Below are 22,045 nucleotides of genomic sequence, written 5' to 3' on the forward strand. Positions count from 1 at the left end.
AATGACGCAACTGCAGCCGGGCATGGCGCGAATCCGGGTCAAGGACCTGCGTGTGCGCACCTACATCGGCATCAAGGAGGAGGAAATCCTCAACAAGCAGGATGTGCTGATCAACCTCACCATCCTCTACCCCGCTGGCGATGCGGTGCAGGTCAACGATATCGACCACGCGCTGAACTACCGCACCATCACCAAGGCGATCATCGCCCATGTCGAGGAAAACCGCTTCGCCCTGCTGGAGCGCCTGACCCAGGAGCTGCTCGACCTGGTCATGGCCAACCCGGCCGTGCACTACGCCGAAGTGGAAGTGGACAAGCCGCACGCCCTGCGCTTCGCCGAATCGGTATCCATCGCCCTCGCCGCGCAACGCTGAAGGCCGCCAAAGCACCTGCACGCCCGTGCCAGTCGGCCAACGGGCGTTGCTGGCAGATCGCCCGCCTCTTAGAATCTCGCCAGCCCCGCCATGCGCCTCTGATGCGCCTTTGTAGAGAGACATGCCATGACCGAGCCGATGAACCTGACCGACGAACAGCGCACCGCACTGGAAGCCGCGGCATTCCGTACCCTGGTGCAGCACCTGCGTACCCGCAAGGACGTGCAGAACATCGATCTGATGAATCTTGCCGGGTTCTGCCGCAACTGCCTGTCCAAGTGGTACAAGGCGGCGGCGGACGACATGAGCCTGGACGTCAGCCCGGACCAGGCCCGCGAAGAGATCTACGGCATGCCTTACGCCGAATGGAAGGCCAAGTACCAGACGGAAGCGACCCCTGCCCAGCAGACAGCCTTCGATAACGCGAAGAAACACTAAGAGTTTGCCTTGATGACCCTCACCGATTTTCGCGTGCGCCTGCGCAGCGAGCAGCACCTGTTCACCGACACCCTGGCGTACATCGCCGAACACTACAGCTACAGCCCCAGCGCTTTCACCAACGGTTCCGTGGAAAACCCCGCCGGACAGAACGAAGGTTCCTGCAAGACCCTGGGCTTCGCCATCCTCGAAGGCCTGAGCCAGGAAGAAAGCCTGCTGGCGTTCGGCGAGCACTACCGCGCCGTACGCGAGCACCCGGAAGGCACCGACCACGCCAACATCCGCGCACTGCAAATCACCGGCCTCGCCGGGGTCAACTTCGAGCGCCAACCCCTGTCGCGCCGCGGCTGAGGCCACTCGCTCGATGAAAAAAGCCCCGCGGATGCGGGGCTTTTTTTGGGGGCCAATCGCTCGATCGCAGAAAGCTGAACTCCAGGAGCGGACCTTGTCCGCGAAATCCGCTGCGGCGGCTCCATGAAGGATCGGGCCCCGTCCGCAATCAACCGACCTGCCGGCCCTCGCCCTCGTCTCGCGCGCGCACCTGTTCCCGCAGCCACTGGCGGAACAGCAGCACCTCCGGCGGTGGACGCTTGCCGCCCTTTGGCAACAGCAGGTAGTGGGCCTGGTCGATGGGCAGTTCGCCATCGAACGCGGCCACTACCCTGCCGGCATCCAGGTAAGGCTGAGCCAGGCTGCGCAGCACCAACGCAAAACCCGAACCGGCAGCGGCCAGCTCCAACGCCGTCAGCGAGGTGTCCACTTGCACACCCTTGCGGCTGGTGAAGTCGGCGACTCCGGCCGCCCGGAACCAGCGAGTCCACAGATCCTCGCAGCCCATGATGTGGATCAGATTGCGCTGCGCCAGGCTTACCAACTGCTCGTCGCTACCGGCCCTCGCCCGCCATACCGGGCTACACACCGGAATGGACGCCTCGGTCTGGATCAGTTCGGCATCGAATCCCTCCCAATGCCCATCGCCGAAGCGGATGTCGATGGCGCTATGGTCCGCACTCAGCGCATCAGCCCAGATATCGGCGAACAGCCGCACCTCGATGTTCGGGTAGAGCGCCATGAACTCACCGAGCCTGGGGGCCAGCCAGAGCACTGCGAAGGCCGCCGTCGAACGCACGGTAATGGAGCGATCGCCGCGGCTACCGAACAGACCGACAGTCGACATCGACAGCTCATCGAACGCCTTGCGGATCGAAGGCAGGTAGGCCAGTCCCATGTCCGTCAGGCGCACACCACGCGGCAAGCGCTCGAACAACTGGAACCCCAGGTACTGCTCCAGGGAGCGAATCTGCAGGCTGACCGCCGCGGGCGTCATGTGCAGCTCATTCGCCGCCGCCGAGAAGCTCAGGTTGCGCGCCGCCGCTTCGAAGGAGCGCAGCCAGGGAAGATGAGGAAGTTGATGGCCCACCGTGCACCTTTAAATTTTTTTGCCCCAAAGGAGCGTTTTTTCTTGTTTGTCTTAAGGTGAGCCTCCCCCAAACAATCCCCCCAACGCAAGTGCAGTACGACAGCGCCCGACATCCAAGGCGAATCGGGCCGTCACACGGAATCATCTTGGCTGGGAGGGGCGCATGGCGTCAGTGGGCGAGTTCGACTACATCATCGTTGGCAGCGGATCGGCCGGGTCGGTACTCGCCGAACGGCTTTCCAGCGAAGGGGCATCGGTGCTCGTGCTCGAGGCGGGCGGCAGCGACCGGCGCTTCTGGATCAAGGTACCGATCGGCTACGGCCGGACCTTCTACGACGAGCGGATCAACTGGAAATACAGTACCGAGCCGGACCCCGCCACCAAGGATCGCCGCAGCTACTGGCCACGCGGCCGGGTGATTGGCGGCTCCAGCTCGATCAACGCCATGGTCTACTGCCGAGGCCTGCCAGTGGACTTCGACGGCTGGCGCCAGCTCGGCAACGTTGGCTGGGGTTGGAACGACGTGCTGCCCTACTACGAGCGTACCGAGCGGCGTGTGGATGCCCAGGGCAATGCCCAGCCCGGTGGCGCTCTGTTTGTCTCGGATGTCAGCACGGAACTGCACCCGCTGCGCGAGCACTTCTTCTCCGCCGCCCGCGAACTTGGCCTGCCCTTTACCTCGGATTTCAACGGGCCGCATCCGGAGGGTGTGGGTAGCTACCAGATCAACACCCGTGCCGGCATGCGCTGCTCCGCCGCCGATGCCTTCCTGCGCCCAGCCATGCGTCGCAGCCATGTCCGACTGATCACCCAGGCATTGGCGCGACGGGTAGTGTTCGACGGCCGGCGAGCGGCGGGCATCGAGTTCGAGCGCCATGGCCAGTTACTCAGCGCACGCTCCCGGCGTGAAGTGATCCTCTGCGCCGGTGCAATCAACTCCCCGCAATTGCTGCAGCTTTCCGGCGTAGGTCCCGCCGATCTGTTGCAACGCCTGGGCATCCCGGTGGTGCTCGACCAGCCAATGGTGGGCGGACAATTGCAGGATCACCTGGGCATCAACTACTTCTATCGCTCCACCGAGCCAACGCTGAATGATCAGTTGGCGCCGCTGCATGGAAAGTTACTGGCCGGGATGCGTTACCTGCTGACCCGTCGCGGACCGCTGAGCGTGAGCGTCAACCAGTCGGGCGGCTTCGTGCGTGCCGACGAGCGCAGCCAGGCACCGGACATGCAGCTGTACTTCAACCCGGTCACCTATTCGACGGCCCCCGAAGGCAAGCGGCCGCTGATGAACCCGGACCCCTTCCCCGGCTTCATCATTTCCTTCCAGCCCTGCCGCCCGCTGAGCCGGGGACGCATCGACATCCGCTCGGCGAACCCGCGGGAAACCCCGCTCATCCGCCCCAACTACCTGAGCGAGGAAGAGGACATCCGCGGGGTGATCGCCGGCGGCCGGTTGATCCAGCGCCTGATGCGGACGCAAGCGCTGCGCCGGCTGGTGCAGGAAGCCATCCCGCCGGACCTCGACGGCATGGACGACGAACAGATTCTCGACGACTTCCGCGAACGTTGCGGTTCGGTCTTCCATCCGGTCGGTACCTGCAGGATGGGCGCGGACGCTCGCCACTCGGTGGTGGATAGTCATCTGCGCGTCCATGGGTTGGACGGCCTGCGTGTGGTCGACGCGTCGATCTTCCCCACCATCACCTCGGGAAACACCAATGCCCCCACCATCATGGTGGCGCAGAAGGCCGCGGACCTGATCCTGGCCGACCAACGACAAAAGGTAAGCGCATGATGCGAATCAGCAAGCTCGAAACGTTCTGCAACGCCTACGTAGGCTTCGTGCGAGTCACCAGCGAATGCGGCAGTGTGGGCTGGGGTCAGCTGTCCACCTACCACGCCGACATCACCGCGCAAGTCTTCCACCGGCAGATCGCTCCGTGGGCGCTCGGCGCCGACGCTCGAGACATCGAGAATCTGGTCAGCATCATTCCCGAGCGCGAGCACAAGTTTCCCGGCAGCTACCTCTACCGTGCCATCGCCGGCCTGGATACGGCCCTGTGGGACCTGCGCGGCAAGGTCGAGGGCAAGCCGGTGGTCGAATTGCTCGGCGGCCAGCCGGGCAAGCTGCGCGCTTACGCCTCATCGATGAAACGCGACATCACTCCCGATGCGGAAGCCCAGCGCATGCTGCGCCTGCGCGACCGCTACGGTTTCGATGCCTTCAAATTTCGCGTGGGCAGCGAGTGCGGCCACGACCGCGACGAGTGGCCCGGCCGCACGGAAGCCATCGTGCCGACAATGCGCCGCGCGCTGGGCGACCAGGCTGAGCTGCTGGTCGACGGAAACTCAGGCTATTCGCCCAACCGCGCCATCGAGGTCGGTCGCATGCTTGAGCAGCACGGCATCGTCCATTTCGAAGAGCCGTGTCCTTACTGGGAGCTTGAGCAAACCCGCCAAGTGCGCCAGGCGCTATCGCTGGACGTGACGGGTGGCGAACAGGACTGCGAGCTGCCCACCTGGCGGCGGATGATCGAGATGCGCGCGGTCGACATCGTGCAGCCGGACATCCTCTATCTTGGCGGCATCTGCCGCTCTCTGCAGGTGGCCGGCATGGCCGCCGAAGCGGGGCTGCCGGTCACACCGCACAGCGCCAACCTGTCGCTGGTGACGCTGTTCACCATGCACTTCCTGAAAGCCCTGCCCAACGCCGGCAAATATCTTGAGCTGTCCATCGAAGGGCAGGATTACTACCCCTGGCAGGATGGCTTGTTCGTCGAGTCGCCCTTCCGCGTGGAAGGAGGTCACGTCACGGTCGGCGACGCGCCCGGCTGGGGCGTGGAGATAGCCCCGCAGTGGCTGGAAAAATCCACCTACCAGATCAGCGAGGCCAGCCGATGAGCCAGACCACCGACGCCCTGATCCACGAGTATTTCGCCACCGGCACTCTCGCTTATCTGCCCGACGCGCACTTCATCGACGGTACCTGGCGCGCCAGTGCTGGCGGCGAAACCCTGGAAGTGTTCGACCCCGGCCTGGGCAAGGCTTTCACCCAGGTCGCGGCCGGCGATGAGGAAGACGTCGACGCCGCCGTAAGTGCCGCTGACTCCGCCACACGGGGCCCCTGGCGCAAGATGCTGCCGGCCGACCGCAGTCGCATCCTGCTGCGCGCCGCCGAGGCGATACGCAGCAATGCCGAGCGCCTGGCGGTGATCGAAACCCTCGACAACGGCAAGACCCTCGCTGAAGCACAGAGCGACGTACGCAACACCGCGCGAATCTTCGAATACTACGCCGGCATCGCCGACAAACTGCAGGGCGAAACCATACCCCTGGGCGCTGATCACTTCTCCTGTACCCAGCTTGAGCCGGTGGGTGTGACGGCCCACATCATTCCCTGGAATTACCCCATTTCCACCGCCGCCCGTGGACTCGCACCGGCGCTGGCGGCAGGTTGCACCGCGGTGCTCAAGCCAGCCGAGCAGACTCCGCTCAGCGCCCTGTTACTGGCGGGACTGTTGAACCAGGCTGGTCTGCCGCCGGGCGTGTGCAACGTGGTGAACGGCACCGGCAGCAAGGTCGGCAGTGCCCTGACAAGCCATCCCAAGGTGCGCCATGTGACCTTCACCGGGTCGGTCAATACCGGCATCCATGTGATGCAGGCCGCCGCGCGCAACATCGCCAGCGTCACCCTGGAACTGGGCGGCAAGTCACCTGCCATCGTCCTCGCCGACGCCGATCTGGATGCGGCACTGGATGACGTGCTCTGGGCCATCTACTCCAACGCCGGGCAGATCTGCTCCGCCGGTTCGCGACTGATCATCGAGCGCAGCGTGCACGAGCGCTTCGTCGAGCGGCTGGCGGAACGCGCGCGGCAACTGAGCCTTGGGCACGGACTGCGCAACCCCGACATTGGCGCAATCACCACACCGGAGCAGTTGCGGAAGATAGAAGACTACGTCGACGGCGCACGAACTCGCGGCGTCAGGGTTGCCGCAGGCGGACGGCGTGTCTGCGACACAGCATCCGACGCGGGCTGGTTCTTCCAGCCCACGCTTCTCGACAACCTGCGGATCGACGATCCGCTGGTACAGGAAGAGGTCTTCGGGCCGGTGCTATCGGTGCAGGTTGCCGACTCCGCCGAGCACGCGCTGGAGCTGGCCAACGCCACCCCGTTCGGGCTTGCGGCAGGCATATACACCCGCGACTTCTCCCGGGCGATGCGCATGGCTCGGGACCTGGACGCCGGGCAGATCTACATCAACGAATACTTCGCAGGCGGGGTTGAGACGCCCTTTGGCGGGAACAAGCGCTCAGGCTTCGGTCGTGAGAAAGGACTGGAGGGGCTACGCGCCTACTATGCGGTGAAGACGGTCACCGCCCGCATCTGAATTACCCCGTTCGAGACGACTCCTGACAAGACATCCAATAAGAAGGAACACTCATGGGCAATCACATCGACGACCTCACAAACCGCCTGCGCCTTGGGCAGATCGACCGCCGCACCTTCGTGAAGAGCATGTTCGCCGCCGGCGCGGCCCTGAGCTCAGGCCTGGCGGGCCAGGTGTTCGCCGCCGAGCAGGCCGGCACCCCCAAGCGCGGAGGCCACTTCAAGCTAGGCATTGCAACCGGCTCGACCACTGACTCCTTCGACCCCGGTACCTACGGCGACAACTACATGCAGTCGGTGGGACATTCGGTTCACAACTACCTGACCGAGATCAGCAACACGGGAGAGTTGGTGGGCGAACTGGCGCAGAGCTGGGAGCCTTCGGCCGACGCCAAGACCTGGACCTTCACCTTGCGCAATGGAGTGGAGTTCCACAACGGCAAATCCCTGGGCGCCGAAGACGTCGTGGCCTCGCTCAACCACCATCGCGGGCCCGATTCCCGCTCCGCCGCCAGCAGCATCCTTGCGCCCATCAGCGACATCCACGCGGACGGCAAGAACCGCGTCATCGTTACCCTGGACGGCGGCAACGCCGACTTCCCCTACCTGGTCTCGGACTATCACCTGCCAATCATGCCGTCGAAGGATGGCAAGGTGGACGCGAACTCCGGCGTGGGCTGCGGCGCTTACATCCGCGAGAGCTTCGATCCGGGTGTGAAGACAGTGGTCAAGCGCAACCCCAATTACTGGAAGACCGATCGCGGCTGGTTCGACTCCGTGGAGTTCCTGGTGATCGCCGACGTCGGCGCCCGCACCAATGCGCTGAACACTGGCGAAATCCACGCCATGAACGGTTGCGACCTGAAGACGGTACACCTGCTCAAGCGAAACTCCAGGCTGGAGGTGTCCTCCATCAAGGGAGGGCAGCACTACAGCCTGCCGATGAACGTCACCCAGGCGCCCTTCACCGATCCCAACATCCGCGAGGCACTCAAATACGCCATCAACCGCGAGGCCTTGCTGCAGACCATCCTGCGCGGCCATGGCGAGGTTGCCAACGATCACCCGATCAACTCGGGTTATCGCTATTTCGCCAGTGACATCCCGCAACGCCAGTACGACCCGGACAAGGCCCGCTTCCACCTCAAGCAGGCCGGGCTGGACAGCCTGAAGGTCGATCTCAGCGCCGCCGATGCCGCGTTTGCGGGTTCGGTGGACACAGCCGTGCTGTTCAAGGAGCACGCGGCAAAAGCAGGCATCGACATCAACGTCGTGCGCGAGCCCAACGACGGCTACTGGAAAAACGTCTGGATGAAGAAGGCCTGGAGCATGGATTACTGGGGCGGCAAACCCACCGAGGACTGGGCATTCTCCCTGGTCTACGGCAAGGGCGCGGCGTGGAACGAAACGTTCTGGGACAACGCCCGCTTCAACGAGCTACTGGTGGGTGCCCGCTCCGAACTGGACGACGCCAAGCGCCGGCAGATGTACGGCGAGATGCAGCTCCTGCTGCGTGACCAGGGCGGCGCGTTGATCCCGCTGTTCGCCAACTACGTCGATGGCATCTCCACCCTGATCGGCCACGGCCGCATCGGCAACAACTGGGACCTGGACGGCCTGCGCGCCGCCGAACGCTGGTGGTTCGCCTGATCGCCAGCCGCCCGAATCCGCCGGTTGCCGAGGAGGTCCGCCGACATGCGTCATCCGTTGTTGAAAATGCTCGCCCAACGCCTGCTGCTGGGTTTGCTGAGCCTGTGGGTGGTCTCGATCATCATCCTGCTGGGCGTGTCATTCCTGCCGGGCGACATCGCCACCGAGATCCTCGGCCAGTCGGCCACTCCTGAAGCCGTAGCCGCCTTCCGCCAGACTCTGGGGCTGGACCAGCCCCTGTACCTGCGCTATTTCCACTGGCTGGGCGGCATGCTGCAGGGTGATTTTGGCGAGTCCCTGGCCAACGGCCGGGCCATCGCCGAATTACTCGCCACGCGACTGCCCAACACCCTGATGCTGGCGCTGTTCGCCGCCGTTGTTGCAGTCCCGCTGGCACTGGCGCTGGGCTTCCTGGCGGCGATCTACCGCAATGGTGTATTCGACCGCCTGATCAATGTCTTCACCTTGAGCTGTATCTCCTTCCCGGAGTTCTTCCTGGCCTACCTGCTGATCCTGTTGCTGTCCGTGAAAGCCGGCTGGCTGCCAAGCCTGGCCAGCGTCGACGCCAGCCAGCCATTGAGCGAGCGCCTCTACTACATGGCGCTGCCGGCGCTGACCCTGACACTGGTGGTGGTCGCGCACATGATGCGCATGAGTCGCGCCGCCATCGTCAACCTGCTGGCCAGCCCCTACATCGAAATGGCGAAGCTCAAGGGCCTGCCGCGCTGGCGCATCATTCTTCGACATGCCCTGCCGAACGCCTGGGCGCCGATCATCAACGTCATCGTGATCAACCTGGCTTACCTGGTGGTCGGCGTGGTCGTGGTCGAGGCGGTGTTCGTCTACCCCGGCATGGGGCAACTGATGGTCGATTCGGTGAAGAAACGCGACCTGCCGGTTGTGCAGGCCTGCAGCCTGGTGTTCGCCTCGACCTACATCCTGCTCAACCTCGCCGCCGACATTCTGGCCACCCTCACCAACCCCCGCCTGAGGCACCCGCGATGATCGAACAGGGCAGCAATCTCCCCCTGGCGGCGCAGCACGCCATGCCGGAACACACCCCGTCAATGCACCAGACAACGGCGACTCTGGGCCGCCTGTTCCGTGCAGTGCGCCATGCGCCGTGGAGCGCGCAACTGGGCCTGCTGATCATCGCGCTCTACACGGCGGCGGCACTGCTCGCTCCCTGGATCGCACCCTACGGCGAGTCTCAGGTAGTCGCCAGCGAGTTCGAACCCTGGAGCCGGCAATTCCTGCTGGGCACCGACAACCTAGGCCGCGACCTTTTCACGCGCCTGCTCTATGGCGGCCGCAACACCCTCGGCATTGTGTTGCTTGCCACCTGCCTGGCATTCCTCCTGGGCGGAATCGCAGGGCTGCTGGCAGCGGTCAAGGGCGGTTGGACCGACCAATTGCTGTCGCGTCTGGTCGATGTACTAATGGCCATTCCGCAACTGATCTTCGCCCTGCTGCTGCTCACGATGTTCGGTACCTCGGTGCCGATGCTGATCGCGATCATCGCCGTGCTCGACTCGACGCGGGTGTTCCGCCTGACCCGCGCAGTGGCGACCAACGTGGTACAGCTGGACTTCGTTGAATCCGCGCGGCTGCGCGGGGAAAGCACCTCGTGGATCATGTTCCGCGAAGTTCTGCCGAACATCCTGCCGCCGCTGGTGGCGGAGTTCGGCCTGCGCTTCTGCTTCACCTTCCTGTTCATCAGCGCCTTGAGCTTCCTCGGCCTGGGTATCCAGCCGCCCACCGCCGACTGGGGCTCGATGGTGCGCGACAACGCGACCCTGATCAGCTACGGGGAAATCACCCCGCTTCTGCCGGCCGCCGCCATCGCGATCCTCACCATCGGTGTGAACTTCGTGGTGGACTGGTTCCTGCACATGACGAGTGGACTGCACGATGGCCAATGAAACCCGCGACAACCTGCTGCTGAAGATTTCCGGGCTGCACGTGCAGACGCTGAATGGCGCCCCCATCCTCGATGGCATCGACCTCACGCTCAGGCGCGGTGAAGTGCTGGGCCTGATCGGCGAGTCCGGCGCGGGTAAATCCACACTGGGCCTGTCGGCGATGGGCTATGAACGCCCCGGTTGCCGGATCAGCGCCGGTAGCATCCTCTTCGACGGCGAAGACCTGGCCAAGGCGTCGGAGCCACGCAGGCGGCAGCTATGGGGATCGCGCATCGCCTATGTGGCGCAATCGGCGGCGGCATCGTTCAACCCCGCACATCGACTGATCGACCAGTACGTCGAAACCGCGCTGCAGCACGGAGTGATGCCGGAACAACAAGCCAGGGCCGATGCCGTCGAGATGTTCCGGCGCATGCGCCTGCCGCAGCCGGAAACCTTCGGCCTGCGTTATCCACACCAGGTATCGGGAGGCCAACTGCAACGCGCCATGACCGCCATGGCGATGGCCTGCCGCCCGGACCTGATCATCTTCGACGAACCCACCACTGCCCTGGACGTGACCACCCAGCTCGAAGTCCTGGCCACCATTCGCGACCTGGTCTGCCAGTTCGACACTGCTGCGCTGTACATCACCCATGACCTGGCTGTGGTCGCACAGATGGCCGACCGCATCATGGTCCTGCGTCACGGCAAGACGGTAGAGGAAGCCGACACCCGCAGCATGCTCGACAGCCCCCAGGAGGCCTACACCCGCACCCTGTGGTCGGTCCGCTCCCTGCAACACGAACCCTGTGCGCAGCACGAAACGCCGCCTCTGGTGCAACTGTCGAACCTCAGCGCCAGCTATGGTCCGCTCCCTGTGCTGCAGGATGTTTCGCTGGAGATACCCACGGGCGCGACAGTCGCGGTGGTCGGCGAGTCCGGTTCCGGAAAGTCGACGCTGGCACGCGTGCTGACCGGGCTTCTGCCACCGAACCAGGGCTCGATGACCTTCCAGGGCGAGGCACTGGCGCGCCGCTGTCAGTCACGCCCGGCTGCGACCCTGAAGAACATCCAGATGATCTACCAGATGCCGGACACGGCACTCAATCCTCGCCAGCGTATCCGCGACATCCTCGGGCGCCCGCTCGCGTTCTACCTGGGGCTGAGCGGGACGGCCCGGGAAGCCCGACTGCATGAGTTACTGGAGCAGATCGAACTGCCACCTGAGCAATTCCTTGACCGCTTCCCGGGTGAGCTCTCGGGCGGCCAGAAGCAGCGCATCTGCATTGCCCGCGCGCTGGCGGCTGAACCGCGGCTGATCATCTGCGACGAGGTCACCTCGGCCCTGGACCAGGTAGTGGCCAAGGGCGTCCTGCTACTGCTCAAGCGTCTGCAACGACAACTGGGATTGTCCTACCTGTTCATCACCCACGATCTGGATACGGTGCGCAGCATCGCCGACCACATCGTGGTCATGCACCAGGGGAGGATCGTTGAACAAGGCCCTGCAGCCGAGGTGTTCGCCCCGCCCCATCATGATTACACCGCCCGCCTGCTGGCATCGGTTCCGGAAATGGACCCGGACTGGTTGACCCGCCAACTTGCCAATCGCACTGCTACCTCGGGAGTTCCCGCGTGAAACAAAAACCCCAGCTGACCCAGCAGGAGACCGACCACCTGCTGCGCACCGCCCGTCAGGAAGCGCAACGCAACCAGTGGCCGGTGTCGATTGCCATCGTCGACGACGGCGGCCACCTGCTGGCCTTCGAGCGCCTCGACGGCTGTGCCCCCATCGCCGCCTACATCGCCACCGAGAAGGCCCGGACCGCTGCGCTGGGCCGCCGCGATTCGGCGGCCTACGAGAGCATGATCAACCAGGGGCGCAGCGCATTCCTCTGTGTGCCGGAGCTGCGCGGCATGCTCGAAGGCGGCGTGCCCGTGAGGGTGGCGGATCAGGTGATCGGCGCCATCGGCGTGTCCGGCGTCAAGGCGGAGCAGGACGCCCAGGTCGCGCGAGTGGCCGCCACCAGCCTGGAAGCCGGCTAGTACGCGGCTGCACCGGGCGCTACGGAGACGCGCCGCGGGTGCTTACTCAAACGACTCATGTGATTGAAAAACAACATAGATTGACGCGAAAAGAGGCGATTGGAACACTCCCCGGCGACTTCACTCCACTACCGGGAGCTCCGCCAATGACAAGAACAATGCGCGCCCTGGCCGGTTGCCTGCTGCTGGCATCCGCCTGTCTCACCCCGTTCGCCGCCCAGGCCGGCGACCTCGATGGCATCAAGCAGAAAGGCGAACTCAGCTTCGCACTTACCGGCAAATACCCGCCGTTCAGCTTCATCGATATCGACGGCAAGCTGCAGGGCTTCGACGTCGACATCGGCGATGGCATCGCCCAGCGCCTGGGCGTGACAGCCAAGCCGGTGACCACCGCCTGGGACGGCATCGTCGGCGGCCTGCTCGCCGGCAAGTACGACGCGATCATCGGCAGCCTGGCGATCACCGACGAACGCCTGAAGGCCGTCGACTTCTCCGAGCCCTATTACCTCTCCGGCGCGCAATTGTTCGTACGCAAGGACAGCCCGCTGCAGAGCATCGACGAGATGGACGGCAAGGTCATCGGCATCACCCTGGGCGAGACATACGAAAGCTGGCTGCGCGAGCACAAGCCCAACGTCACGCTGAAAACCTACAAGGGCCTGCCGGACATCCTCCTCGACCTGCAGAACAAGCGCATCGACGGCTTCGTCACCGACAAGATCGCCGGCCTGCTGACCATCCGCGACCGCAACCTCAACGCCCGCCCGGCCGGCGAGCTGCTCTACCCTGAGAAGATGGGCATCGCCGTGCGCAAGGACAACCCGGAGCTGAAGGCGGCGATCAACGCAGCACTCGCCGATCTCGACAAGGACGGCACCTACAAGGGCATCAGCGAGAAATGGCTGGGCACCGACATCCGTTGAAGGACATCGCGCAATGTTGACTTACTTCCATCCCGACCAATATCTCCACCATCCCCGCACCTATCTCTCGCGTGGACAGATGCGCGTGCCGCAGGAGATTCCCGAACGTCCGCGGCGCCTGCTGCAGGCCGTGGAACGGCTCGGCTTCGAGCTGCGCCAGCCGGATGACCACGGCATGCAACCGCTGAGCGCGGTACACAGCCCGGAATACCTGCGCTTCCTCGAAGAAGCCCACACCGAGTGGAAGGCCACCGGCCAGGACTGGGGTGACGAAGTGATCTCCAACGTCTTCGTCCGCGAGCCCAACCCACTGCGCGGGATTCTCGCCAAGGCCGCGCGCTACCTGGCCGATGGCAGTTGCCCGGTCGGCGAGCAGACCTGGCGCGGCGCCTACTGGTCGGCGCAGAGCGCAGTGGCCGGCGCACGCGCCCTGCTCGACGGCCAGCCCGAGGCCTATGCCCTGTGCCGTCCGCCGGGACACCACGCGCGCCGCGATGCCGCTGGTGGCTTCTGCTACCTGAACAACGCCGCGATCGCCGCCCAGGAATTGCGCAAGGGTCATGCGCGCGTCGCCGTGCTGGATACCGACATGCACCACGGCCAGGGCATCCAGGAAATCTTCTACGAACGCGACGACGTGCTGTACGTGTCGATCCATGGCGACCCGACCAACTTCTATCCGGTGGTCGCCGGTTACGAGGATGAGCGTGGCGCCGGCGCCGGCCATGGCTACAACGTCAACCTGAGCATGCCCCATGGCTCTGCCGAGTCGGTGTTCTTCGAGCGGCTGCGCGAGGCCATCGCGGCGCTGCGCCGGTTCGAGCCCGAGGTACTGGTGCTGTCACTGGGCTTCGATATCTACGAGCTCGATCCGCAGTCCCAGGTCGCGGTGACCAGCGAGGGCTTCAACCGCCTCGGCCAGGCCATCGGCGAACTGGGCCTGTCCACGCTGATCGTCCAGGAAGGCGGCTACCACCTGGAGAGCCTGCAGGAGAATGCCGAGCAGTTCTTCAACGGCTTCCTGGCGCCCCGGCGCACTGCGTGAAGCAGCGGCGGCGGCCCTGGCCGCTCGCCTCAGGCCGCAGGCAGGCGCAACGCTGCGGCACAGTCCTCGCGCTGCTGCATGGCCTCGACCACCTGCGCCAGCGCCAGGCGCACATCGCCGATCAGCCGGTTGCTCTTCAGTTCCTGCTTGTACACCAGGTAGAAGTTGAACCACTGCTCCAGCGCGAAGGGGCGGCTGACCAGCTTCGGGTTTTCGCACAGGTCCGCGGCGGTGATGGCGTTGACCAGGCTCAGCCCGCCCGTCAGTTCGATCATTGCGCCCATGCTCGACAGGCTCGACTGCAACTCGTGGCGCAGCAGGCGGCGCAGGCTGTTGTCGCGGTAGATCAGGTGGTCCGACTGGATCGGCTTGATCAGCGTCTGCCCGTCGAGGTCGGCCAGTTCCAGCTCGGCCTTTTCCGCCAGCGCGCTCGCCGACGGCATCAGCACGCGCATGCGTGCCGCCACCATCGGCGCGAACAGCAGATTGGGCTCGTGCACCTCATAGGACACCAGCGCCATGTCCAGCCGCCCGGCCTCCACGTCGGCGATCAGCCGGCCGCTGGCCGCCACATCCAGTGACACCGCGATCCCCGGATGCGCCTGCAGGTAACGCTGCACCAGGGCAGGCCCGAAACGATGCCCGAGCCCCGGCGCACAGCCCAGTTTCAGCGACGCCACGCCGCTGTCCTGGAGGACGAACAGGTCCTCCTCGATGCGCGCCAGGTTGCCCATCAGCAGGATCGCCTCGTTGAGCATGTAGCGCCCGGCGGCAGTGATCTGCAGGCGCTGGTTCTCACGGGCGAACAGACGAATCTTCAGCGACTCCTCCAGCCGCGCCAGGGCGTGGCTGACGGCCGACTGGGTAAGCCCCAGCTGCACCGCCGCCTGGCGCGTCGAACCGGTGGTGGCGATGGCGTGGAAGATTTCCAGGTCGCGCAGGCTGAACTCGGTACGCATGGTCGGGAACACCCTGGCCGGTCAAATGATGAAAAAAGATCATAAATTGACGCTGTTTTTTGTCAATGCAAGACTCGCTGCGTGTTCTCGAACAACCTAAACCCTTTCAGAACAGGGGTCTTGGACCGAACACCTGGGTATTAAAATAATTTGTAGGAATCACCATTCGTTCCCCGCGTTTGGCTCCCGACACCCATCCCGAGAATAAAAATGTTCGACTTCAACCTCGTGCTCCATTACCTGCCGATGCTGCTCAAGGCAGCCGGCGTCACCGTCGAGCTGACCCTGCTGGCCATCGTTTTCGGCCTGCTGATCGGCCTGCTCGCCGCCCTCGCCCGCCTGTCCCGGCACCGCGCCCTGCGCTGGACCGCCGCCGGCTACATCTGGCTGATCCGCTCGACGCCGCTGCTGGTCCAGCTGTTCATCATCTACTTCGGCCTGCCGCAGTTCGGCTTCGAACTGTCGCCCTTCACCTCGGGGGTGATCGGCCTGGCGCTGAACGTCGGCGCCTACAACGCCGAGACCATCCGCGCCGGCATCCAAGCCATTCCCCTGGGGCAGGTCGAAGCCTCGCGCTCGCTGGGCTTCGGCACCGCGCGGACCATGCGGCTGATCATCCTGCCGCAGGCGTTCAAGCTGATCGTGCCGCCGCTGGGCAACAACCTGATCATCCTGATCAAGGACACCTCGCTGGTGTCCACCATCACCCTGGCCGAGCTGTTCATGCGCACCCAGCAACTGGTCGGCGCCACCTTCAAGCCGTTCGAGCTGTATTTCGCCTGCGCGCTGATCTACGCGCTGCTGACCACCATCACCAGCCTGCTGCTGCAACTGTTCGAGCGGCGCCTGCTGCTCAAGGGAGGACGGGCATGAGCCGCGCCGACGTACAAATCCAGCTGAAAGATATCCACAAGCACTACGGCCCCCTGGAGGTGCTCAAGGGCATCGACCTGGACGTCCACAAGGGCGAGGTGATGGTGCTGATCGGCCCCAGCGGCTCGGGCAAGAGCACCCTGCTGCGCTGCGTGAACATGCTCGAACAGCCCACGCGCGGCGAGATCTTCTTCCAGGACCAACTGATCAATGACCGCCAGCGCAGCCACCGCGCGCAGGAAAAGTACCTCAACGGCCTGCGCATGAAGGTCGGCATGGTGTTCCAGCACTTCAACCTGTTCCCGCACCTGACCGTGCTGGAGAACATCACCATCGCCCCGACCCAGTTGCAGGGCGTCGACCCGCGCCAGGCGCGCGCCGAGGCCGAGGAGTTGCTGGAGAAGGTCGGCGTGCTGGACAAGCGCGACGTCTACCCCGGCAACCTCTCCGGCGGCCAGAAGCAACGCGTGGCCATTGCCCGCGCCCTGGCGCTCAAACCCGACGCGATGCTGTTCGACGAACCGACATCGGCGCTCGACCCGGAAATGGTCGGCGGCGTGCTCAATGTGATGGAGAGCCTGGCCCGCAGCGGCATGACCATGATGGTGGTGACCCACGAAATGCGCTTCGCCGAGAAGGTCGCCGACCGCGTGGTGTTCATGGCCGACGGCAACATCGTCGAGCAGGGCACCCCGCAGGAAGTGTTCCGCGCGCCGCAACAGCAACGCACCCGCGCGTTCCTCGCCGACATCGGCTGAGACACCTAATCAAGTGCGCACGCCAGGGCGGGCGCCATCAACCATGGGGATTCGCATGTCCGACTACCTGTTCTACCAATCCGCCGTGCGCTTGCCGACCGTCTCGCACGCCCAGGGCATCTATGCCTGGGACGAGCATGGCCAGCGCTACCTGGACGCCTGCTCCGGGGCCATCGTCGCGCAGCTCGGCCACAGCCATCCGGCAGTACGCGAGGCCATGCTGGCGCAACTGGACAAGGTGGCCTTTGCCTACCGCACCCAGTTCGAGAACCAACCGGCGCTGGACCTCGCCGAGCGCCTGGTCAACCTCACTGGCCAGCGCTTCGACCGGGTGTTCTTTTCCTCCGGCGGCTCAGAGTCGGTGGAGTCAGCGCTGAAGATTGCCCGCCAGTACTGGTACGCCAAGGGCGAACCCCAGCGCCGGGTGTTCATCAGCCGCAAGCCGGCCTACCACGGCTCGACCATGGGCGCGCTGGCGATGACCAGCTACACGCCGCTGACCCAGCCCTTCGAGCCGATGTTCCAGCACTATCCGAAGATCGCCTCGCCGACCCAGTACCGCGTGCCCGCCGGCCTGAGCGCCGAGGCCCATGCGATTGCCTGCGCCGACGAACTGGAAGCGGCGATCCTGGAAATCGGCGCGGAGAACGTCGCCGCTTTCATCGCCGAACCCATCGGCGGCGCCAGCACCGGCGCGGAAGTGCCGCACGACGCGTACTTCCCGCGTATCCAGGCGATCTGCAAGCGCCACGGCATCCTGCTGATCCTCGACGAAGTGATGACCGGTATCGGCCGCACCGGCCGCTGGTTCGGCTACGAACACTGGGACGTGCAGGCCGACATCCTCTGCCTCGCCAAGGGCCTGGGCGCCGGCTACTACCCGGTGTCGGCGGTGCTGACCCGCGCCGAACTGACCGACCCGATCCTCTCCTCCGGCGGCTTCCAGCATGGCTACACCTACGCCGGCAACCCGCTGGCCAGCGCCACCGCGCTGGCAGTGATCCAGGCCATCGAGGATGAGAACCTGGTGAGCAAGGTCGCCGAAAACGGCGCCTACCTGCTGGAGCGCCTCAAGGCCCTTGGCGCGCGCTACGAGTTCGTCGGCGACGTGCGTGGCCGCGGCTACCTGCAGGCCATCGAATACGTCGCCGACCGCGCCGGCAAGACGCCCTTCCCGCTGGCCGCCAACGTCAGCGACAACATCACCCGCCTGGCCCGCGAGCGCGGCCTGATCATCTACCCGCGCCGTTCGCTGATGGGCGAACAGGGCGACCACACGCTGATCTCGCCGCCGCTGATCACTACCCGCGAACAGTGCGACGAAATCGTCGAACTGCTCGGCGCCACCTTCGACGCCTTCCAGGCGCAGCAGGCCGGCCGATGAACAAGCAGTGCTCGCTGGAAGAAGCCGTCGCCGGCATCGTCGACGGCAGCAGCATCATGGTCGGCGGTTTCGGCTCACCCGGCACGCCGTTCTCCCTGCTGGAGGAATTGGCGCGCCAGGGCAAGCGTGACCTGACCATCATCAAGAATGACGCCAACCAGGACGGCTACGGCGTGTCGCGGCTGATCGAGGCCGGCGCGATCCGCAAGATGATCACCACCCACCTCGGCCTAAGCGGCGCCGCGCGCAAGGCCTACACCGCCGGGCAGCTGGAAGTGGAGTTCGTTTCCCAGGGCCTCTTCGCCGAGCGCATCCGCTGCGCCGGCGTCGGCCTGCCGGCGTTCCTCAGCGATATCGAGATTCCCGAGGAACTGGGCGAGCAGCGCCAGACAGTCAACTTCGAAGGTCGTCAGCTATACGTCGAACCGGCGCTGCGCGCGGACTACGCCTTCATCGCCGGGCACCGTGCCGACCATGCCGGCAACCTGCAATACCACGGCAGCGCCCGCAACTTCGGCCCGCTGATGGCGATGGCCGCCGACCGCGTGATCGCCGAGGTCTACGACCTCAGCGAGCAGGCCCTGGCGGCCGACAGCATCCACACCCCCGGCATCTTCGTGCACCACCTGGTCGCCGTCACAAGGAGCTCCCATGAGTACCAGCCCATCCCTCGCTGACCCGCGGGACATCATCGCCCGCCGGGCCGCGCGGGAAATCCGCGACGGCCAGCTGGTGAACCTCGGCATCGGCCTGCCGACCCTGATCCCCGGCTATGTGCCGGAGCACATCCAGGTGTGGATCCACTCGGAAAACGGCATCGTCGGCGTCGGCCCGCAGGCTGGCGCACACAACCTCGACGCTGAGCTGATCGACGCCGGCGGCGGCTACGTTACCGTGGTGCCGGGCGGCGCCATCGTCGACAGCGCCACCTCCTTCGGCATCATCCGCCGCGGCCTGCTCGACATCACCTTCCTCGGCGCCCTGCAGGTTTCGCAGCACGGCGACCTGGCCAACTGGCTGGTGCCGGGCAAGATCGTCGCCGGCATCGGCGGCGGCGCGGAACTGGCGCAGAAGGCCCGCCAGGTGATCGTCACCATGCCGCACTGCGACAAGGACGGCCGCGCCAAGATCGTCGAACGCTGCGAGCTGCCGCTCACCGCGCGCCGCTGCGTGACGCGAATCATCACCGAGCACGCGGTCTTCGATATCGACGACGAAGGCCTGCTGCTGCGGGAAATCCTCGGCGACCTGAGCCTGGCCCAACTGCAAGCGATCACCGCGCCCTTCCGCGACGCCCGCCACTGACCCGGACTGCCAACCATGACTTCGACTGCCTCCCCGGCGTACATCGCCGGTTACGCCCGCACGCCCATCGGTCGGGCCTATCGCGGCGCGTTCAACGACACCGACGCCCCGACGCTGGCCGCCTTCGCCCTGCGTGCGCTCCTGCAACGGCACGATCTCGACCCGCAGTCCATCGACGATGTGATACTCGGCTGCGCCCTGCCCGAGGGCTCGCAGTACTACAACATTGGCCGCATGGCGGCGCTGGCGGCACGGCTGCCGGTGCGCACGCCCGGGATGACCGTGGACCGCCAGTGCGCCTCCGGCCTGATGTCAGTGGCCATCGCCAGCCAGCGCATCCAGGCCGGCGACGCCGAACTGATCCTCGCCGGCGGCGTGGAATCCATCAGCCTGGTGCAGAACCAGCACATGAACACTTACCGGCGCCAGGACCGGCAGTTGCTGGACATCCTGCCCGCCGCCTATATGCCGATGGTCGAGACCGCAGAAGTGGTCGCCACGCGCTACGGTGTCAGCCGCGAAGCGCAGGACACCTACGCTCTGGAAAGCCAGCGCCGCGCCGCGATGGCGCAAGCCCAAGGTCTGTTCGAAGCGGAGATCACCGCGGTCCGCACCGTGCAGCGGATCGAAGATCGCAGCAGCGGCGAGCAGTCCTTCGTCGAAGTCGACGTGGCGCGCGACGAATGCCCGCGCCCCGCCACCAGCGCGGAAGGCCTGGCGGCACTGTCACCGGTGTTTGCCCAAGGCTCGGTCAGCGCCGGTAATGCCTGCCCGCTGTCCGACGGCTCCGCCGCTTGCCTGGTGGTGTCCGAGGCGCAGTTGCAGCGCAACGATCTGCAACCGCTGGGGCGCCTGGTCAGCTGCGTGGTGGAAGGCTGCGCGCCCGACGAAATGGGCATCGGCCCGGTCCCGGCGATCCGCAAGCTGTTGCAGCGTTGCCGGCTGAGCATCGATGACATCGACCTGTGGGAAATCAACGAAGCCTTCGCCTCGCAGGTTGTGTACAGCGCGCAGACCCTGGGCATCCCGGCGGAGCGGCTGAACGTCAACGGCGGCGCCATCGCCCTCGGCCATCCCTACGGCATGAGTGGCACCCGCCTGGTCGGCCATGCGCTGCTCGAAGGTCGTCGGCGCAAGGCACGCTACGTCGTGGTCAGCATGTGCATTGGCGGCGGGCAGGGGGCGGCGGCGCTGTTCGAATGCCTCTGAGCCCGACCAAGAAAAAGGCCCCGCAAAGCGGGGCCCCTTCCTGCACGCCGGCTCTTCGGGCCGTTACAGGGAATCCAGGTAACGCTCGACGTCCAGTGCAGCCATGCAGCCGGCGCCGGCGGAAGTGATCGCCTGGCGGTAGACATGGTCGGCTACGTCGCCGGCCGCGAATACGCCGGGGATGTTGGTCGCCGTGGCATTGCCTTCGCGCCCGCCGTTGACCACCAGATAGCCATCCTTCAATTCAAGCTGGCCCTCGAACAACGAGGTGTTCGGCGTGTGGCCGATGGCGACGAACAAGCCGTCCACCTTCAGCTCCGAAGCCTCGCCATCGTTGTGGCGCAGGCGCAAGCCGGTGACGCCCATGGCATCGCCCAGCACTTCTTCCACCTGGGCATTCAGGCGCAGCTCGATCTTGCCCTCGGCGACGCGGGCACGCAGCTTGTCCTGCAGGATCTTCTCGGAACGGAAGCTGTCGCGGCGGTGCACCAGGGTCACCTTGCTGGCGATGTTGGCCAGGTACAGCGCTTCTTCCACGGCGGTGTTGCCGCCGCCGACCACCGCGACTTCACGGTTGCGGTAGAAGAAGCCATCGCAGGTGGCACAGGCGGACACGCCCTTGCCCATGAACGCCTCTTCCGAAGGCAGCCCGAGATAACGCGCGCTGGCGCCGGTGGCGATGATCAGCGCGTCGGCGGTGTAGGTGCCGCTGTCGCCCTTGAGAACGAATGGCTTGCCAGCCAGGTCTACGCCATGGATATGGTCGAAGACGATCTCGGTCTCGAAACGCTCGGCGTGTTCCTGCATGCGTTGCATCAACGCCGGGCCGGTGAGGCCATGGGGGTCGCCGGGCCAGTTGTCGACTTCGGTGGTGGTGGTCAGCTGGCCGCCGGCCTGCATGCCGGTGATCAGCAGCGGCTTGAGGTTGGCGCGGGCGGCATAGACCGCGGCGCTGTAGCCGGCAGGACCGGAACCCAGAATGATTACCCGCGCGTGACGATTTTCGGACATCGCAGCCTCCTGTTTGCGTTCGGGCCACGAACGCCAGGCAAAAGAAAAGGGAGCTGCCAAAGCACCAGGGGGAAGGTTGGGAGGGCGGCAGCTCCACTGAAAGGTTTTCTAGCGCGGACCGCACGGTCCGGAGACTGAGGACAATGCGGTGTGACCGGAGTCACGTTTTGCATTGTCCTGCAGAACCTCGGAAATCCCTTGAGATAAGTCAGGGAATTCCGTAGTCACCCTCGCCGCCTTGAGATAAGTCAGGGAGCTGCGGGTTGACCCTCGAACTCGTTCGATACGACATGGCGCGCAGCTTACCGCCGTCGCTGCGTCCTGCTGAAATGTCCAATCTCAATGCCTTCCATA

The 22,045-nt window shown here is 65.2% G+C and carries 22 protein-coding genes; 19 read left to right on the top strand and 3 right to left on the bottom strand.

Features of this window, described 5'->3' with window-relative positions; translation table 11 throughout:
- Position 1 precedes the first annotated feature (1 nt).
- From folX to JVX91_RS27805, 3 genes are all read left to right on the top strand, one after another.
- Positions 2 to 373: a dihydroneopterin triphosphate 2'-epimerase gene (gene folX, locus JVX91_RS27795; protein ID WP_081516251.1), complete on the top strand. Its 372-nt coding sequence runs from the start codon at positions 2 to 4 to the stop codon at positions 371 to 373.
- 126 nt (positions 374 to 499) lie between these two features.
- Positions 500 to 811 carry a DUF1244 domain-containing protein gene (locus JVX91_RS27800; protein ID WP_240201674.1) on the top strand — a complete coding sequence of 104 codons (312 nt, stop codon included), beginning with the start codon at positions 500 to 502 and terminating at the stop codon, positions 809 to 811.
- A gap of 12 nt (positions 812 to 823) precedes the next feature.
- Positions 824 to 1,162 carry a HopJ type III effector protein gene (locus JVX91_RS27805; RefSeq protein ID WP_205337234.1) on the top strand — a complete coding sequence of 113 codons (339 nt, stop codon included), beginning with the start codon at positions 824 to 826 and terminating at the stop codon, positions 1,160 to 1,162.
- 148 nt (positions 1,163 to 1,310) lie between these two features.
- Here JVX91_RS27805 and JVX91_RS27810 read toward each other — a convergent pair whose 3' ends face one another.
- Entirely contained in the window at positions 1,311 to 2,231 is a 921-nt protein-coding gene (locus JVX91_RS27810; RefSeq protein WP_205337235.1) for a LysR substrate-binding domain-containing protein, read from the bottom strand.
- A 163-nt stretch (positions 2,232 to 2,394) separates the two neighbouring features.
- Between JVX91_RS27810 and JVX91_RS27815 the strand changes: the two genes are divergently transcribed.
- The 10 genes from JVX91_RS27815 (at position 2,395) to JVX91_RS27860 (ending at position 14,192) form a co-directional block, all read left to right on the top strand.
- A complete protein-coding gene (locus JVX91_RS27815) occupies positions 2,395 to 4,029 on the top strand; it encodes a GMC family oxidoreductase N-terminal domain-containing protein (RefSeq protein WP_205337236.1) in 1,635 nt (544 codons plus the stop codon).
- Complete coding sequence (locus tag JVX91_RS27820; RefSeq protein WP_205337237.1) at positions 4,026 to 5,135, top strand: mandelate racemase/muconate lactonizing enzyme family protein; 1,110 nt, start codon at positions 4,026 to 4,028, stop codon at positions 5,133 to 5,135. Before JVX91_RS27815 ends, JVX91_RS27820 begins: the two co-directional genes overlap by 4 nt.
- Positions 5,132 to 6,625: an aldehyde dehydrogenase family protein gene (locus tag JVX91_RS27825; protein WP_205337238.1), complete on the top strand. Its 1,494-nt coding sequence runs from the start codon at positions 5,132 to 5,134 to the stop codon at positions 6,623 to 6,625. The genes JVX91_RS27820 and JVX91_RS27825 overlap by 4 nt, the downstream gene beginning before the upstream one ends.
- A 53-nt stretch (positions 6,626 to 6,678) precedes the next feature.
- The gene (locus JVX91_RS27830) at positions 6,679 to 8,274 is read left to right on the top strand and encodes an ABC transporter substrate-binding protein (protein ID WP_205337239.1); all 1,596 of its coding nucleotides are present in this window, start codon (positions 6,679 to 6,681) and stop codon (positions 8,272 to 8,274) included.
- A gap of 45 nt (positions 8,275 to 8,319) precedes the next feature.
- The gene (locus tag JVX91_RS27835) at positions 8,320 to 9,279 is read left to right on the top strand and encodes an ABC transporter permease (protein ID WP_205337240.1); all 960 of its coding nucleotides are present in this window, start codon (positions 8,320 to 8,322) and stop codon (positions 9,277 to 9,279) included.
- Positions 9,280 to 9,341: 62 nt separating this feature from the next.
- Entirely contained in the window at positions 9,342 to 10,196 is an 855-nt protein-coding gene (locus JVX91_RS27840; RefSeq protein WP_205340123.1) for an ABC transporter permease, read from the top strand.
- Entirely contained in the window at positions 10,186 to 11,817 is a 1,632-nt protein-coding gene (locus tag JVX91_RS27845) for an ABC transporter ATP-binding protein (protein WP_205337241.1), read from the top strand. The genes JVX91_RS27840 and JVX91_RS27845 overlap by 11 nt, the downstream gene beginning before the upstream one ends.
- Complete coding sequence (locus JVX91_RS27850) at positions 11,814 to 12,224, top strand: heme-binding protein (protein WP_205337242.1); 411 nt, start codon at positions 11,814 to 11,816, stop codon at positions 12,222 to 12,224. Before JVX91_RS27845 ends, JVX91_RS27850 begins: the two co-directional genes overlap by 4 nt.
- A gap of 146 nt (positions 12,225 to 12,370) precedes the next feature.
- Positions 12,371 to 13,147, top strand: coding sequence for an ABC transporter substrate-binding protein (locus JVX91_RS27855; protein WP_205337243.1), 777 nt, complete (start codon positions 12,371 to 12,373; stop codon positions 13,145 to 13,147).
- 13 nt (positions 13,148 to 13,160) lie between these two features.
- Positions 13,161 to 14,192 (top strand): histone deacetylase family protein, encoded by a 1,032-nt coding sequence (locus JVX91_RS27860; protein ID WP_205337244.1) that lies wholly within the window; start codon positions 13,161 to 13,163, stop codon positions 14,190 to 14,192.
- Between the two features lie 29 nt (positions 14,193 to 14,221).
- Here the strand turns inward: JVX91_RS27860 and JVX91_RS27865 are convergent, their stop codons facing one another.
- Entirely contained in the window at positions 14,222 to 15,151 is a 930-nt protein-coding gene (locus tag JVX91_RS27865; protein ID WP_205337245.1) for a LysR family transcriptional regulator, read from the bottom strand.
- A gap of 210 nt (positions 15,152 to 15,361) precedes the next feature.
- Between JVX91_RS27865 and JVX91_RS27870 the strand changes: the two genes are divergently transcribed.
- From JVX91_RS27870 to JVX91_RS27895, 6 genes are read left to right on the top strand one after another with little or no spacing between them, the layout of a single operon-like run.
- Complete coding sequence (locus JVX91_RS27870) at positions 15,362 to 16,024, top strand: amino acid ABC transporter permease (RefSeq protein ID WP_054908678.1); 663 nt, start codon at positions 15,362 to 15,364, stop codon at positions 16,022 to 16,024.
- Positions 16,021 to 16,782: an amino acid ABC transporter ATP-binding protein gene (locus JVX91_RS27875; RefSeq protein ID WP_205337246.1), complete on the top strand. Its 762-nt coding sequence runs from the start codon at positions 16,021 to 16,023 to the stop codon at positions 16,780 to 16,782. The genes JVX91_RS27870 and JVX91_RS27875 overlap by 4 nt, the downstream gene beginning before the upstream one ends.
- A gap of 55 nt (positions 16,783 to 16,837) precedes the next feature.
- The gene (locus JVX91_RS27880) at positions 16,838 to 18,166 is read left to right on the top strand and encodes an aspartate aminotransferase family protein (protein WP_205337247.1); all 1,329 of its coding nucleotides are present in this window, start codon (positions 16,838 to 16,840) and stop codon (positions 18,164 to 18,166) included.
- Positions 18,163 to 18,843: a CoA transferase subunit A gene (locus JVX91_RS27885; protein ID WP_205337248.1), complete on the top strand. Its 681-nt coding sequence runs from the start codon at positions 18,163 to 18,165 to the stop codon at positions 18,841 to 18,843. Before JVX91_RS27880 ends, JVX91_RS27885 begins: the two co-directional genes overlap by 4 nt.
- Entirely contained in the window at positions 18,818 to 19,471 is a 654-nt protein-coding gene (locus JVX91_RS27890; protein ID WP_205337249.1) for a 3-oxoacid CoA-transferase subunit B, read from the top strand. Before JVX91_RS27885 ends, JVX91_RS27890 begins: the two co-directional genes overlap by 26 nt.
- Before the next feature lie 15 nt (positions 19,472 to 19,486).
- Positions 19,487 to 20,680: a thiolase family protein gene (locus tag JVX91_RS27895; protein WP_205337250.1), complete on the top strand. Its 1,194-nt coding sequence runs from the start codon at positions 19,487 to 19,489 to the stop codon at positions 20,678 to 20,680.
- Between the two features lie 63 nt (positions 20,681 to 20,743).
- Here JVX91_RS27895 and trxB read toward each other — a convergent pair whose 3' ends face one another.
- Positions 20,744 to 21,691: a thioredoxin-disulfide reductase gene (trxB, locus tag JVX91_RS27900; protein WP_205337251.1), complete on the bottom strand. Its 948-nt coding sequence runs from the start codon at positions 21,689 to 21,691 to the stop codon at positions 20,744 to 20,746.
- Positions 21,692 to 22,045: the final 354 nt, after the last annotated feature.

Source organism: Pseudomonas sp. PDNC002, assembly GCF_016919445.1.
In the GTDB taxonomy this organism is placed as follows: Bacteria; Pseudomonadota; Gammaproteobacteria; order Pseudomonadales; family Pseudomonadaceae; genus Pseudomonas.